This is a genomic window from Plantactinospora sp. WMMB334 (assembly GCF_049179095.1).
Lineage (GTDB): Bacteria > Actinomycetota > Actinomycetes > Mycobacteriales > Micromonosporaceae > Plantactinospora.
Map to the genome: position 1 here is coordinate 4,850,392 of NZ_JBMHME010000002.1, position 12,629 is coordinate 4,863,020.

Genomic DNA, 12,629 nt, shown 5'->3' on the forward strand with positions numbered 1-12,629 from the left:
AGGCTGCGACTTGGGACAACCTGACCCTCCGCCCGCTCCGCGGCAGATCGGGGTACCCGAGATCGTGGGAAACGTAATGCGGTCGTCACTGCCGAGATCGTCTGCGAACATGCGCCCATGACCGCATCCGACTCCGTTGAGCTGATCCGAGTTCCACAGCTAACCGATCAGGCTCCGTACGCCTATGCCGCAGTAGCCTCTGACGTGCGGAAGCTCGTGTTCACTGCCGGCGCCTGCCCGCTCGACGAGGACGGCGCCACCGTCGCGGTCGGAGACGTGGCCGGGCAGGCCGAGCAGGTCATGGCGAACCTACGCACCGCACTGGCGGCGGCCGGTGCCGACCTCACCGACGTGGTCAAGACGACCGTCTACGTCGCCAGCAACCGCCGGGACGACCTTGTCACGGCGTGGGACGTGGTCAGCCGACACTTCGGCCCGCACGATGTGCCCAGCACCTTGCTGGGAGTCGCCGTCCTCGGTTACCGCGACCAACTCGTCGAGGTAGAAGCCGTCGCCGCCCTATGCTGATCACTCAGTAAGCGCGCGCAGCGCGGCAGATCCGGATGCCGGAAGCAGTGCGTGGCCCTATGGAAGACCGCACATCCGTGGGGTTCCTCGGGCGTGACGGTGGTTCGGACAGCAGTTTCGGCCCACGCTGGACAGGTGGGACGACTGGTAGGATGAACGTATGGCGAAAGAGAAGATTTCCGCGACGGTCGATACGTTGGTCCTGACCCTGGCCGACGCTGACGCCTCTGAACTGGGGTTGAATCGCTCGGAGTTGATCGAGCGGGCGTTGCGCAACGAACATCTCCGGCTCGCTCTGGCCGGCTACACCGCCCGGACGGTGCCGGCGCTCAACATCGATGCCTACGCCGCGCAGGTGTACGCGGCCAACCAGGAGTCCGGCCTGTGATCCGACCGGGAGACGTCGCTCCGCGCCTGGACACCCGCACCGAGTTGATGGTGGTCGTGCTTTCGAACTCGATGCATCTGCAGGCTCAGACCGGGCGGGTGATCTGTTGCCCATATGTGCCCGGCGCTCCTGCCGAGGACGCGATGCCCCTGGTCGTCGCGGTCACCGAGCCGTCCGGCACGCTCCTGCCGGAGCTGGTCCAGTGGCTGCCTGTGTCGGCTCTGGGCGAGCCGTTGGGCAACGTCGGCCCGGTGGCGCTCGACCAGACCACCGCCATCGTCACCGCTCTGATCAGGGGCCAGTAGGGTGTCGCAATGTCTGAACGTGATCCAACTGGCCGTTTCAGGGAAGGCAGATCGACAGCTTGGGTCCAGGCGAACCGCGCATCGCGGCATGAGCGGGCGCCTGCTACGTGGCTGGGTCGGGGTGCAGGACCATGGCGAACGTCGTCCGGCGTCGCCGCTGGCGACCCTTTCGCGTCCGCAGGGGGTGTAGCAGGTCGGTGATCGCGGCGGTGAGCTGGCGCGACTCGGCAGGGGTGACCCAGACCGGGATCTGCTGGTACACGACGCCGTCGCGGGTGGGGGCGGCGCCGGTGGTTCGCAGGTACTGCTCGAATCCGGCGATCAGCGCGCCGATGAAGGCCGCGAAGTAGCGTTGATGGTCGGCGAAGGAGGCGTCGTCGAAGTCTTGGGGGCCGAGGATGACTGCGGACTCCACCACCGTGTACGTACGTTGCGTGCCGCCGCGAACCCGCTCCTCGCGTGTCACCCGCAGCACCCCCGCGTCCACCAGGCGCCCGACGTGTCGGTAGAGCGACGCCTGCGGGATGTCGCTGAGTACGGCCCTGAGCTGGCGCGCGGTCAGCTCGCGGTCCATGAGCACGTGCACGATGCGCAACCGGACCGGGTGTAGCACTGTCTCCACGATTCCAGGGCCGGGTCGCACCGGCTCGGCGTTGATTATCACAAGCAAGAATGTTAGCTTCAGCGCCGATGATTCTCAGATATGAGAACGAAGGGTGGATCATTGCGGGAGCAACTCCTCGAGATCCCGGCCACGGGAGCGCTGTTGACCGGCGTGGTGACCCGACCCGACGGGGACGGCCGCCAGGCGGCGGCATTGCTCATCAACGGCTCCGGACCAATCGATCGGGACTCTGCTATGAGCGGTATGGCACTGGGTCTGGGCCGGGCGCTCGCGGTGACACTGGCTGACCACGACTGCGTCTTGCTGCGCTACGACAAGCGAGGCGTGGGCGCCTCGGGCGGTGACTACCTGAGCACCGGCTTCCACGACGAGTGCGGCGATGCCGCAGCCGCTCTCGCCGCGCTGCGTGCCCACCCTGCGGTGGACCCGGACCGGGTCTTTGTGGTCGGGCACTCGACTGGAGCTATCGTGGCGGCCAACCTCGTAAGGGCCGCTCCACCTCCCGCCGGGTATGTCCTGCTCGCAGGTGCCGCGCAGCCTGGCGAGCGAGTGATGGCCTGGCAGAGCGACCGGATCGCGACCACGCTGCCACATCCGCTGCGGCCGTTGGGTCCCATACTGACGCGCCGTCAGGCCCGCGCCCGCGACCGGATCCGCAGGTCCGCCACCGACCAGCATGACCGGATGCCACGGTCACGCCTCAGCGACCGGTGGCTGCGCGAGTACATGGCCCACGACCCCGGCCCGGACCTGGCCAGCATCGACCAGCCGGTGCTGGCGATCACCGGCAGCAAGGACATCCAGGTCGATCCAGCCGACGTGGCCCGCATCAGCCGGCTCGTGACCGGCCCGTTCGACGGCGAAGTGCCGACCGACCTAACCCACCTGCTCCGCCGCGACCCCGGGCCGCCAGGACTGTGGCGGTACAGGCGTCAGCTCACAAACCCGATAGACGCCTGGGTCCTCGAACGTATCGCGGCCTGGGCCCGGGTCCATCTCGCGAGCTGACTTCCTGCGAGTACGCCACGCCGACGCCCGTCCCGTGATACCAGACGGCCGGCAGCACAAGGATCAGACCCGACCAGGGCAGGATCGTCCGACCTCGGACCGACACCGTTGGAGGCATCCGGTCAACGACGATTACCTGCATATCAAGCAGATCCGGGTCTCCGGCCGCGGTCGCGGCCACGACGCCCACAGCTTGGCCCACCGGCCACGTCGTCCCGCCCGGCAAGCCGGCGGCCCCGTGGCGCATCGGTCTCCCCTTGCTCTGGCCGACGAGGGCGATCTGAGTGTCTCTCCAGTCGGAAGGCCGGGTCGACTAGAACGAGACGATGATGCCGACCATCGGGGGGCGGCGTAGCCGCAGCAGGCGAGCGAGCCGGTTCCCTGCCCGTGACATGACGTATCGACGGGCCAGCAGCTCGCGGGCCCGCGTCGTTCCGTCGCCGTCCAGCAACCGGGCCGTTCCCGTCACGCCCGGCGCATCCGGCGCCACCCTCCCGCGTACGGAGCATGGCTGCACACGCACCTGCGGGTTGTTCCGGATGCGCTTGACCTTGCCCGAACCCGCTTCGGTCACGATCCAGAGTTCAGCACCCTGCGGTACGTGCCAGACCGGCGTGCTCACCGCGGTGCCGTCCTTGCGGTAGGTGGTCAGACTGACGTACCGGCTACGGACGATCTCGTCGGCCGCGGTCATCGTTCCAGCGTAGCGAGCCGCACTCTCCAGTTGCCACTTGATAAAGCGCATGCTTGAGTAGTACGCATGAAATCCGCAGTCGAGGATGAGCGGCTCGATGCCCTGTTCACGGCGCTCGCCGACCGCACCAGGCGCGACATCGTGGCCCGGCTGAGCGTGGGTGAGGCGACGGTCAAGGAGTTGGCAGAGCCGTATGCCATGAGTATGCAGGCCGTGTCGCAGCACCTCGGGGTGCTCGAGCGGTCCGGCCTGATCAGCCGGGGGCGGCATCGGCAGACCCGGCCGTGCCGGCTCGAACCGGCGGCGCTCGAGGCTGCGGTGTCGTGGATCGACGAGAGCCGGCGCAGGTGGTCAGAGCGGATGGACCGGCTGGAGACACACCTCGCCCGCTTGCAGCAGCGGGAGAATCAGTGAACGACGACGAATTCGTCTACCGCCGGGTCTTCCGCGCGCCGCGCGATCTGGTGTGGCGGTGCCTCACCGAGCCCGCTGAGCTCGCGCACTACTGGGGCCCGCGCGGCATGGCCGCCCCGCTCGACGGAATTGTCGTCGAACCCCACCCTGGCGGCCGCTTCGAGACCCTGATGCTCGGCGAGTACGGCAGCCACCGGATGGTCGCCACCTTCACCGAGGTCGTCCCGCCCGAGCGGCTCGCCTGGGTCGAGCCGGCGAGCGGGTTGCACACCACCAGCACGCTCAACGACCTCGGTGACGGCAGCACCGAGGTCGTCATCCATCAGCGGCACGTGCCTGAGGCGATGCGCGGGCCCGAGGCCCGCGTCGGCTTTCTCACCTCCCTCGACAAGCTCCAGGAGCGCCTCAGCCATCTCATGCATGGAGACCGATCGTGACCGACCTGCAGTCCTGGGTTCCGCACGACCTACGACCGGCCGGCGGTGACTTCACCGCGCTCTCCGACACCGTGGCCGCGCGGGACGCCTCGCTGCCGGTCGCCGACCTCCTCGACCAGCTCCGATCGCCGGGACTACACGCGTGGCAACCGCCGGGCGGCGGTGCCGTCGGTGCACTGAGCCATGCCGTCATCCACTCGCTGGACGTGACGATCGCGCTCGGCCATCCCGCGGTCGCACCGGGAGAAGCGGTGACCGTCATCCTCGACCAGCTCACCGCCGCCAATGGCACCTGGTTCGGCGTCGATCTGGCCGATGTCCGGCTCGAGGCCGCCGACACCGACTGGAACTGGGGAAACGGCCGGCTCGTTCGCGCCGACAGCGGCTCGCTCGTGGCCCTCCTGAGCGGCCGCGCGCTGCCCGACGCCCGCACACTGCCCCGCAGCAGCTGATACGCCGGGGCCGACGCGCCTTTCAGATGAAGACCCCGGAACAGCACATCGGCCGACCGAACGATCACCACGGCACACAGGGCAGATGACGAGGGCGCGCAACCAGCGTCAACGGCGACGGACCCCAGTCGGATGTACGGCGCAACGGCTCTGCCGCGATCGCGGGTACCGCAGGAGACGGTGCCTCAGTGCTCGGCGGTGCGCCGGGTGCCGGTGTAGTACTCGAAGAGCAGGCCGCAGGCGGCGAAGACCACCGCGATCAGGCCGGCGGCGATCAGCCACCACTGCCAGTAGACCAGGCCGAGCCCGGCGATGGTGGCGGCCACGGCCAGCCCGAACGGCCAGTAGCTGCCCGGGCTGAAGAAGCCGACCTCACCGGCCCCGTCGGCGATCTCGGCGTCCGGGCGGTCCTCCGGACGGGGGTCGATCCGGCGCGACACGAACCAGAAGAAGCCGCCGCACATCGCGGTGAGCAGGAAGGAGAGGCCCAGCGCGACCGTACCGATCCACTCGACCCGGCCGTCCACGCCATAGGTCCAGAACCCGTAGACGACCCCTGCGACCGCCAGGAAGAGCGAGACGACGCTGAACAGCTTCCACTCGGTCCTCATCTGCGCTGCCCCTCAGCTTCCCGCGCTCGCGTTACCGAAGTTGTTGACGTCCCGCCGGGTGTCGAACGGCCGGGTGGTCTGTGCCAGCGGCTCCTCGCCGATGGCGACCAGCGCGTCCTGGGTCGACTGGCCGGCCCGCTTGGCCTCGATGAACCGGTCGTACGCCTCGGGCGAGACGGCCCGCAGCTCGAAGTTCATCATCGAGTGGTAGGTGCCGCAGAGCTCGGCGCAGCGGCCGACGAAGGCGCCCTCCGTGGTGAGGCTGCTCACCTGGAAGACGTTGCGGACGTTGCCGGGGAAGACGTCCCGCTTGAAGAGCAGGTCCGGCACCCAGAAGGAGTGGATGACGTCCCGGCTGGTCTCCTCGAACCGGATGCTCCGGCCGGTCGGCAGCACCAGGATCGGAATCACGTCGGAGGTGCCCAGCGTCGAGGCGACCGTCTCGGCGTCCTCGCCCGGCCCGTCCAGGTAGTTGAACTGCCAGTTCCACTTGAAGGCGACGACCTCGACCGTCACGTCCGGGTTGGTGGTGACCTTGTTGACCCCGGTCTGCACGATCGCCGTGTAGTAGAAGAGCACGGAGACGACCAGGATCGGCGTGATCGTGTAGAGGAACTCCATCGGCATGTTGAACCGGGTCTGCACCGGCAGCGCCTCGCCCCGCTTGCGGTAGCGGACGATGCACCAGAAGATCAGGCCCCAGACGAAGACGCCGACCGCCAGGGCCGCGATGACCGAACCGATCCAGAGGTCGTACATCCGGTTCGCCTCGGGGCTGATGCCCTCCTGCGGCCAGCCGAAACCGGCGAAGGCGCGGCCGACGTCGCAGCCGGTGAGCAGGAAGAGCAGGGCGGCGCCGCCGGCTCCGAGCCCGGCCAGCCGGCCCACGGACGGGCGCGGGCCGCGCCTCCGGGCGTCCCGGGGACTGCTCTGCCGTACGGCCGACGGCCGTGCCTCCGAACCCCTTGCGACCACCTGGTCCTGCCTCCCTAGCGCGCCGCGGCGTCGGTGTTCGTCGACGCCGGCGGCAAAGGCGTCACCGACGGTCGCAGATTACTCGACCTGGGTCGGCTCACCGGCCTTGGGGTCGGTGTCCCCACCCGGCCGGGGAATCCTGCCCCGATCCCGCCGCGCGCTACGGTTTGCTGGTGAGCGAGGCGCCGGCCTACTTCGACGCGGCCTCCGCGGCACCGTTACACCCGGTAGCCCGGCAGGCGATGCTCGCCGCGCTCGCCGACGGCTGGGCCGACCCGGCCCGCCTCTACGCGCCCGCCCGCCGGGCCCGCCAGCTTCTCGACGCGGCGCGGGCGGCCACCGCCGAGGTTCTCCGGGTACGCCCCGACGAGCTCTCCTTCACCCCCAGCGGTACGGCCGCCGCGCACGCCGCGGTCCTCGGCGGCCTGGCCGGGCGGCGCCGGGCGGGTGGCACCCTGGTGCACTCGGCGATCGAGCACTCCGCCGTGCTGCACGCCGCGCGGCAACACGTGGCCGGCGGCGGCACCGCCACCGGCGTACCGGTGGACCGGGCCGGGCGGCTCGACCTCGACGCCTGGTCGGCCGCGGTGGCCGGCCCCGGGGTGGCACTGGCCAGCCTGATCAGCGCCAGCCACGAGGTCGGTACGGTGCAGCCGGTCGCCGAGGCGGCGCAGGCGTGTGCGGCGGCCGGGGTCCCGCTGCACGTCGACGCCGCCCAGTCGGTGGGCCGGCTGCCGGTGCCGGAGGGCTGGTCGGTGCTGACGGCCAGCGCGCACAAGTGGGGCGGCCCGGCCGGCGTGGGGCTGCTGGTGGTCCGCAAGGGCACCCGCTGGGAGTCGCCCTATCCGGCGGACGAGCGGGAGGCCGGGCGGGTACCCGGGGTCGGTAACCTGCCGGCGGTGGTGGCGGCGGCGGCCGCGCTGCGGGCGGTGGCGGCGGAGGCGGCCACCGAGGCGGCCCGGCTCGGCCCGCTTGTCGACCGGATCCGGGCCACGGTGGCGGCGACCGTGCCGGACGTGGAGGTGGTCGGCGACCCGGTGCGCCGGTTGCCGCACCTGGTCACCTTCTCCTGCCTCTACGTCGACGGCGAGGCGCTGCTGCACGCCCTGGACCGGCGGGGCTTCGCCGTCTCGTCCGGCTCGTCCTGCACCTCCTCGACGCTGCGCCCGTCGCACGTGCTGGAGGCGATGGGGGTGCTCTCGCACGGCAACGTCCGGATCTCGCTGCACCGGGAGAGCACCGAGGCCGAGGTGGACCGGTTCCTCGCCGAACTTCCGGGGATCGTGGCCGGGCTGCGCGCCGAGGCCGGCGTGGTCGGGCTCTAGGCCCCCTCCCGACCGGCGCCCGACCGGCCGCCCTCCCGACCGGCGCCCGACCGGCCGCCCTCCCGACCGGCGCCCGACCGGCCGCCCTCCTGACAGGCGCCCGGCGGGCCGGGTTGGCCACCGGTCGGCGGAACCCGGACAATCGCCGTAGGCGACAGCCGCAGCCGTGGCTGACAGCCGTAGGTGGACGACGGCCGGAAGGACGTGCGCGAGGTGTTGGGGGCAGCCGGGGCGGTTCGGCGGGTAGGCCGCGGGTGAGCGCGCCGGACGAGATCGTGGACTGTCTCGGTCAGCGCTGCCCGCTGCCGGTCATCGCCGCGGCCCGGCGGCTGCCCCGGCTGCCGGTCGGCGGGGTGCTGCGGGTGCTCGCCGACGATCCGGCGGCGGCGATCGACATTCCGGCCTGGTGCCGGATGCGTGGCCAGGAGCTGGTCGGCACCTCGACCGTGGACGGCTCTCCCGCGTACGACATCCGGCGCGCCCACTGAGCCCTCCGCCGGCACCCCGCCCGGCGGCACCGTTCACTCAGGGCAGGTGCGGCTGGACCTCCTCGGCGGCCACGTCGCCGTACGACTCGGCGAGGCGCTTGACGAAGAGGTCGGAGCGGACCTCGTACTCCTGGGTGCCGACCGTCTCCAGCACCAGCGTCGCGAGCAGGGAACCGATCTGGGCCGACCGCTCCAGGCCGAGTCCCCAGGAGAGGCCCCCGAAGAAGCCGGCCCGGAAGCCGTCGCCCACCCCGGTCGGGTCGGCGGCCTGGGTCTCCCGGGCGATCGGCACGTGAATCGGGTCGATGTCCCGGCCGGCGATCTCCACGCCGTCCTTGCCGAGGGTGGTGACCCGGACCTTGACCCGGTCGAGCAGTTGGGCATCGGTCAGCCCGGCCTTGCTCTGCAGCAGCGACTTCTCGTAGTCGTTCGTCATCAGATAGTCGGCACCGTCGATCAGACCGATCACGTCGGAGCCGTCCATCCGGGCGAGCTGCTGCGACGGGTCGGCGGCGAACGCGTACCCGCGCTGGCGGCACTCGTCGGAGTGCCGCAGCATCGCGTCCGGGTCGTTGGCGCTGACCAGTACGAGGTCGAGCCCGCCGACCCGGTCGGCCACCGGGGCGAGTTCGATGTTGCGGGCCTCGCTCATCGCACCGGCGTAGAAGGAGGCGATCTGGCACATCTCGGTGTCGGTGGTGCAGACGAAGCGCGCGGTGTGCGCGACCTCGCTGACGTGCACCGAGGTGCAGTCCACGCCGTGCCGCTCCAGCCAGGAGCGGTAGTCGTCGAAGTCGGCGCCGACCGCGCCGAGCAGCACCGGCCGCAGCCCGAGCTGTGCCATCCCGAAGGCGATGTTGGCGGCCACCCCGCCGCGCCGGAGCACCAGCTCGTCGACGAGGAAGGAGAGCGAGACCTTGTGCAGCTGGTCGGCGATGAATTGATCGGCGAACCGGCCCGGGAAGCTCATCAGGTGGTCGGTGGCGATCGAGCCGGTGACGGCGATCTTCATGTCGGCCCTCGGAGTCGAGACGGGAAATATGGCCGGGTCAGCCTACCGGTACGTCGTCCGATCCGTCCCCGATCGATCGGGTACCGGCCACCTGAAAGTCACCCGCACCTCGCCGCCCGTCCACCGGCCCTCGGCAACCTCCACTGGCCCCGTGGACACACCTGAACGCCGAACGGGCCGCGCCCGGCGCGGTGGCGTGACGGACTCTCCGGGAAACGTCACGCCACCCGCGCGGGTACGGCCCGCTCAGGCACTCAGTATGCAACAAGAATCGGGGCGCACCGGCCGAAACCGGGACAGACCACCGATCAGTGGAACGAATCGCCACACGCGCACGAGTTCTGCGCGTTCGGGTTGTCGATGGTGAAGCCCTGGGCGTCGATCCGGTCGGCGAAGTCGATGGTGGCGCCGGTCAGGTACGGCGCGCTCATCCGGTCGACGACGACCTCGACCCCGCCGAAGTCGCTGACCACGTCACCGTCGAGCGAGCGCTCGTCGAAGAAGAGCTGGTAGCGCAGGCCGGAGCAGCCGCCCGGCTGCACCGCCACCCGCAGCCGCAGGTCGTCGCGGCCCTCCTGCTCGATCAGAGCCTTCACCTTCTGCGCCGCGACGTCGGTCAGGACGACGGTGCTCGGAGCGGTTGCCGCGGTCGACTCGGTCTGCGCTGGCGTTGTCACGATGAAAGTCTCCCCTGCGCCGGTGCGATGTTTATCCGTACTGGCCAACGCTAGCCGGCTGGCCGCTGATTCCCAATGCGGGTGCAGAATCGATTCTAGGCCGGTGCGACGCTGGTCACCCGGGCTCGGGTGGATTCGCCCCCGCCGCGCCCTCCGTCCCGCACACACGGCCAGCCGGGTCACCTGCTCCACTGGCGGGCCAGCCGGGCCGCCAGCGCCCGCAGCCCGTCCGCCGGCCGGCCCATCGCCCGCTCGACGCCGCCGTGCTGCTCCCCGCCGAAGTGGTCGACCAGGCTGTGCGCCTCGGTCACCCCGGCCATCGCCGCCTCGCGCCGCCCCGCGCTGACCCGGCCGGCCAGCACCACGCAGGGCACGCCCCGGTCCCGGGCGGCCCCGGCCACCCCGGCCACCACCTTGCCGTGCAGCGACTGGTGGTCGAAGGAGCCCTCCCCGGTGATCACCAGATCGGCCTCCTCGTACGCGGCGTCCAGCCCGGTCAGCCGGATGACCAGCCCGATACCGGACTCGCAGCGGCCGCCGAGTGCCAGCACCGCCGCGCCGAGGCCGCCGGCCGCACCGGCACCGGGAAGCTCGGCCAGCCCGGCCGGGCAGCCGGGCAGATCCCGCTCCAGCACCTCGGCGAAGCGGCGCAGCGCGTCGTCGAGCAGCAGCACGTCCTCCCGGGAGGCGCCCTTCTGCGGCCCGAAGACGTTCGACGCCCCGGTCAGCCCGGTCAGCGGGTTGTCGACGTCGGTCGCGGCCACCAGCTCCATGCCACGCAGTTGCGGGCGCCCGGCGAGCCCGGCGACCGCGAGCAGCGCGGCCCCGCCGTACGGGAGGGCCGCGCCGGAGGCGTCCACCGGCACGGCGTTCAGCGCGGCCAGCAGCCCGGCCCCGCCGTCGTTGACCGCCGAACCGCCCAGTCCGATCACCGCCCGCCGGGCCCCGGCCTCGGCAGCGGTGGCGAGCAGCGCACCGAGGCCGAACGAGGTGGTACGCCTCGGGTCCCGCTCCGCCGGGTCGAGCAGGTGCAGACCGCAGGCCTGGGCGCTCTCCACGTACGCGGTGCCGTCCTCCGGGCTCAACAGGATCTCGCCCCGGACCGGCCGGCCCAGCGGGTCGACGGTCGGCACCGGCACCCGGCGGCCGGGCAGGGCCGTGGCCAGCACCTCCACGAAGCCCGGCCCGCCGTCGGCGAGCGGTCGCAGCACCAGGTCGTCGCCGGGGGCGACCTCCCGCCACCCGTCCCGGACCGCCTGGGCGGCCTCGGGCGCGGAGAGGGTACCGGCGAACTTGTCCGGACAGATCAGGATCCGCATGGTCGGCAAGTGTGGCAGCCCACATCCGGACGGCCGGAAAGCGGTCCTCGCTGTGGAAGCATGGAACACGTGACTTCGACCTGGGTAGAGCCGTCCAGCACCGCAACCGCCCTGCTGCTGCTCGGCCGGGGTGCCGACCCGGCCAGCGAGCGCGGTGTCGACTGCCCCGGCGAGCTGCCGGCGCCGAGCGACCCCGACCTGGTCGCCCGGGCCACGGCGGCGAAGGCGGCGCTCGGCGACCGGGTCTTCGTGCTCGGCCACCACTACCAGCGGGACGAGGTCATCCAGTTCGCCGACGTGACCGGCGACTCCTTCAAGCTCGCCCGCGAGGCCGCCGCCCGGCCGGAGGCGGAATACATCGTCTTCTGCGGTGTGCACTTCATGGCCGAGAGCGCCGACATCCTCACCGGCGACGCCCAGCGGGTGGTGCTGCCCGACCTCGCCGCCGGTTGTTCGATGGCGGACATGGCGGCGCTGCCCCAGGTCGAGGCGGCCTGGGAGACGCTGGAGGACCTCGGCGTGGCCGGGTCGACGGTGCCGGTGACGTACATGAACTCCTCGGCGGACATCAAGGGGTTCGTCGGTCGCAACAGTGGCGTGGTCTGCACCTCGTCGAACGCGGAGCGGGCGCTCGCCTGGGCCTTCGAGCGGGGCCAGCGGGTGCTCTTCCTCCCCGACCAGCACCTCGGCCGGAACACGGCGGTGCTGAAGATGGGGCTGGACGCCGACGACTGTGTCCTCTACGACCCGCACAAGCCGGGCGGCGGGCTGACCGCCAGGCAGCTCCGCGAGGCGAAGATGATCCTCTGGCGGGGGCACTGCTCGGTGCACGGCCGGTTCACCAGGAGCAGCGTGGACGAGGTCCGGATGCGGGTGCCCGGGGTGAACGTGCTGGTCCACCCGGAGTGCCGCTACGACGTGGTGACCTCGGCCGACCAGGTCGGCTCGACGGAATACATCATCAGGACCATCGAGGCGGCGCCGGCCGGCTCGGCCTGGGCGGTCGGCACCGAGCTCAATCTGGTACGCCGGCTCGCGAACGCCCACCCGGACAAGCAGGTCATGTTCCTGGACCGGACCGTCTGCTACTGCTCGACGATGAACCGGATCGACCTGCCGCATCTGGTCTGGTCGCTGGAGGAGCTCGTCGCCGGCCGGGTGCCGAACCAGATCACCGTGGATTCGGAGACGGCGCACCACGCCCGGGTGGCCCTGGACCAGATGCTGGCCCTGCCGTAGCGGAGACGGAACGTCACAGAAAGTAATTGACGAGGTACGGATTCCTGCCTCTGTCCCCGTTTCGTGCCATCCGCCGCCCGGTGCCCGTTCCTTTTTCGTAACCGAGCGCTATGCTGCCCGGGGCCGTGCAGA

17 protein-coding genes are annotated in these 12,629 nt (G+C 71.1%); 10 read left to right on the forward strand and 7 right to left on the reverse strand.

Going from position 1 to position 12,629, the window contains the following annotated elements:
• The first annotated feature begins 117 nt into the window (after positions 1 to 117).
• The 3 genes from ACN27G_RS20640 (at position 118) to ACN27G_RS20650 (ending at position 1,221) form a co-directional block, all read left to right on the forward strand.
• Positions 118 to 528, forward strand: coding sequence for a RidA family protein (locus tag ACN27G_RS20640; RefSeq protein WP_421494416.1), 411 nt, complete (start codon positions 118 to 120; stop codon positions 526 to 528).
• Between the two features lie 160 nt (positions 529 to 688).
• The gene (locus ACN27G_RS20645) at positions 689 to 916 is read left to right on the forward strand and encodes a hypothetical protein (protein ID WP_421494417.1); all 228 of its coding nucleotides are present in this window, start codon (positions 689 to 691) and stop codon (positions 914 to 916) included.
• Complete coding sequence (locus tag ACN27G_RS20650; protein ID WP_421494418.1) at positions 913 to 1,221, forward strand: hypothetical protein; 309 nt, start codon at positions 913 to 915, stop codon at positions 1,219 to 1,221. Before ACN27G_RS20645 ends, ACN27G_RS20650 begins: the two co-directional genes overlap by 4 nt.
• A 103-nt stretch (positions 1,222 to 1,324) precedes the next feature.
• Here ACN27G_RS20650 and ACN27G_RS20655 read toward each other — a convergent pair whose 3' ends face one another.
• Positions 1,325 to 1,843 carry a helix-turn-helix domain-containing protein gene (locus tag ACN27G_RS20655; RefSeq protein WP_421494419.1) on the reverse strand — a complete coding sequence of 173 codons (519 nt, stop codon included), beginning with the start codon at positions 1,841 to 1,843 and terminating at the stop codon, positions 1,325 to 1,327.
• Positions 1,844 to 1,996: 153 nt separating this feature from the next.
• On the opposite strand from ACN27G_RS20655, the gene ACN27G_RS20660 reads away from it, so the two are divergent.
• The gene (locus tag ACN27G_RS20660; protein ID WP_421497403.1) at positions 1,997 to 2,854 is read left to right on the forward strand and encodes an alpha/beta fold hydrolase; all 858 of its coding nucleotides are present in this window, start codon (positions 1,997 to 1,999) and stop codon (positions 2,852 to 2,854) included.
• A gap of 313 nt (positions 2,855 to 3,167) precedes the next feature.
• Here the strand turns inward: ACN27G_RS20660 and ACN27G_RS20665 are convergent, their stop codons facing one another.
• Complete coding sequence (locus ACN27G_RS20665; RefSeq protein ID WP_421494420.1) at positions 3,168 to 3,548, reverse strand: PPOX class F420-dependent oxidoreductase; 381 nt, start codon at positions 3,546 to 3,548, stop codon at positions 3,168 to 3,170.
• Positions 3,549 to 3,614: 66 nt separating this feature from the next.
• On the opposite strand from ACN27G_RS20665, the gene ACN27G_RS20670 reads away from it, so the two are divergent.
• From ACN27G_RS20670 to ACN27G_RS20680, 3 genes are read left to right on the forward strand one after another with little or no spacing between them, the layout of a single operon-like run.
• Positions 3,615 to 3,962 (forward strand): ArsR/SmtB family transcription factor, encoded by a 348-nt coding sequence (locus tag ACN27G_RS20670; protein ID WP_421494421.1) that lies wholly within the window; start codon positions 3,615 to 3,617, stop codon positions 3,960 to 3,962.
• Positions 3,959 to 4,399 (forward strand): SRPBCC family protein, encoded by a 441-nt coding sequence (locus ACN27G_RS20675; RefSeq protein WP_421494422.1) that lies wholly within the window; start codon positions 3,959 to 3,961, stop codon positions 4,397 to 4,399. Before ACN27G_RS20670 ends, ACN27G_RS20675 begins: the two co-directional genes overlap by 4 nt.
• The gene (locus ACN27G_RS20680) at positions 4,396 to 4,851 is read left to right on the forward strand and encodes a hypothetical protein (protein ID WP_421494423.1); all 456 of its coding nucleotides are present in this window, start codon (positions 4,396 to 4,398) and stop codon (positions 4,849 to 4,851) included. Before ACN27G_RS20675 ends, ACN27G_RS20680 begins: the two co-directional genes overlap by 4 nt.
• Before the next feature lie 185 nt (positions 4,852 to 5,036).
• On the opposite strand, the gene ACN27G_RS20685 is transcribed toward ACN27G_RS20680, so the two are convergent.
• Both ACN27G_RS20685 and coxB read right to left on the reverse strand, forming a co-directional pair.
• Complete coding sequence (locus ACN27G_RS20685) at positions 5,037 to 5,462, reverse strand: cytochrome c oxidase subunit 4 (RefSeq protein ID WP_421494424.1); 426 nt, start codon at positions 5,460 to 5,462, stop codon at positions 5,037 to 5,039.
• Positions 5,463 to 5,474: 12 nt separating this feature from the next.
• Positions 5,475 to 6,437 carry a cytochrome c oxidase subunit II gene (coxB, locus tag ACN27G_RS20690; protein WP_421494425.1) on the reverse strand — a complete coding sequence of 321 codons (963 nt, stop codon included), beginning with the start codon at positions 6,435 to 6,437 and terminating at the stop codon, positions 5,475 to 5,477.
• Positions 6,438 to 6,610: 173 nt separating this feature from the next.
• Here coxB and ACN27G_RS20695 point away from each other — a divergent pair, with 173 nt between their 5' ends.
• Together ACN27G_RS20695 and ACN27G_RS20700 are read left to right on the forward strand one after the other, a co-directional pair.
• Positions 6,611 to 7,762 (forward strand): cysteine desulfurase family protein, encoded by a 1,152-nt coding sequence (locus ACN27G_RS20695; RefSeq protein ID WP_421494426.1) that lies wholly within the window; start codon positions 6,611 to 6,613, stop codon positions 7,760 to 7,762.
• A 254-nt stretch (positions 7,763 to 8,016) separates the two neighbouring features.
• Positions 8,017 to 8,250: a sulfurtransferase TusA family protein gene (locus tag ACN27G_RS20700; RefSeq protein ID WP_421494427.1), complete on the forward strand. Its 234-nt coding sequence runs from the start codon at positions 8,017 to 8,019 to the stop codon at positions 8,248 to 8,250.
• A gap of 37 nt (positions 8,251 to 8,287) precedes the next feature.
• Here the strand turns inward: ACN27G_RS20700 and ACN27G_RS20705 are convergent, their stop codons facing one another.
• The 3 genes from ACN27G_RS20705 to ACN27G_RS20715 all read right to left on the reverse strand — a co-directional run bounded on the left by ACN27G_RS20705 (position 8,288) and on the right by ACN27G_RS20715 (position 11,258).
• A complete protein-coding gene (locus ACN27G_RS20705; RefSeq protein ID WP_421494428.1) occupies positions 8,288 to 9,262 on the reverse strand; it encodes a carbohydrate kinase family protein in 975 nt (324 codons plus the stop codon).
• 308 nt (positions 9,263 to 9,570) lie between these two features.
• Positions 9,571 to 9,939 carry an iron-sulfur cluster insertion protein ErpA gene (gene erpA, locus ACN27G_RS20710; protein WP_346257933.1) on the reverse strand — a complete coding sequence of 123 codons (369 nt, stop codon included), beginning with the start codon at positions 9,937 to 9,939 and terminating at the stop codon, positions 9,571 to 9,573.
• A gap of 179 nt (positions 9,940 to 10,118) precedes the next feature.
• Entirely contained in the window at positions 10,119 to 11,258 is a 1,140-nt protein-coding gene (locus ACN27G_RS20715; protein ID WP_421494429.1) for a glycerate kinase, read from the reverse strand.
• A 69-nt stretch (positions 11,259 to 11,327) separates the two neighbouring features.
• Here ACN27G_RS20715 and nadA point away from each other — a divergent pair, with 69 nt between their 5' ends.
• Entirely contained in the window at positions 11,328 to 12,497 is a 1,170-nt protein-coding gene (gene nadA / locus ACN27G_RS20720; RefSeq protein ID WP_421494430.1) for a quinolinate synthase NadA, read from the forward strand.
• Positions 12,498 to 12,629: the final 132 nt, after the last annotated feature.

Bases quoted from the DNA above. Each gene is read 5' to 3' on its own strand.
- ACN27G_RS20685 (WP_421494424.1), bottom strand. From the start codon at position 5,462: ATGAGGACCGAGTGGAAGCTGTTCAGCGTCGTCTCGCTCTTCCTGGCG.
- ACN27G_RS20665 (WP_421494420.1), bottom strand. From the start codon at position 3,548: ATGACCGCGGCCGACGAGATCGTCCGTAGCCGGTACGTCAGTCTGACC.
- ACN27G_RS20640 (WP_421494416.1), top strand. From the start codon at position 118: ATGACCGCATCCGACTCCGTTGAGCTGATCCGAGTTCCACAGCTAACC.
- ACN27G_RS20670 (WP_421494421.1), top strand. From the start codon at position 3,615: ATGAAATCCGCAGTCGAGGATGAGCGGCTCGATGCCCTGTTCACGGCG.
- ACN27G_RS20705 (WP_421494428.1), bottom strand. From the start codon at position 9,262: ATGAAGATCGCCGTCACCGGCTCGATCGCCACCGACCACCTGATGAGC.
- ACN27G_RS20645 (WP_421494417.1), top strand. From the start codon at position 689: ATGGCGAAAGAGAAGATTTCCGCGACGGTCGATACGTTGGTCCTGACC.
- ACN27G_RS20715 (WP_421494429.1), bottom strand. From the start codon at position 11,258: ATGCGGATCCTGATCTGTCCGGACAAGTTCGCCGGTACCCTCTCCGCG.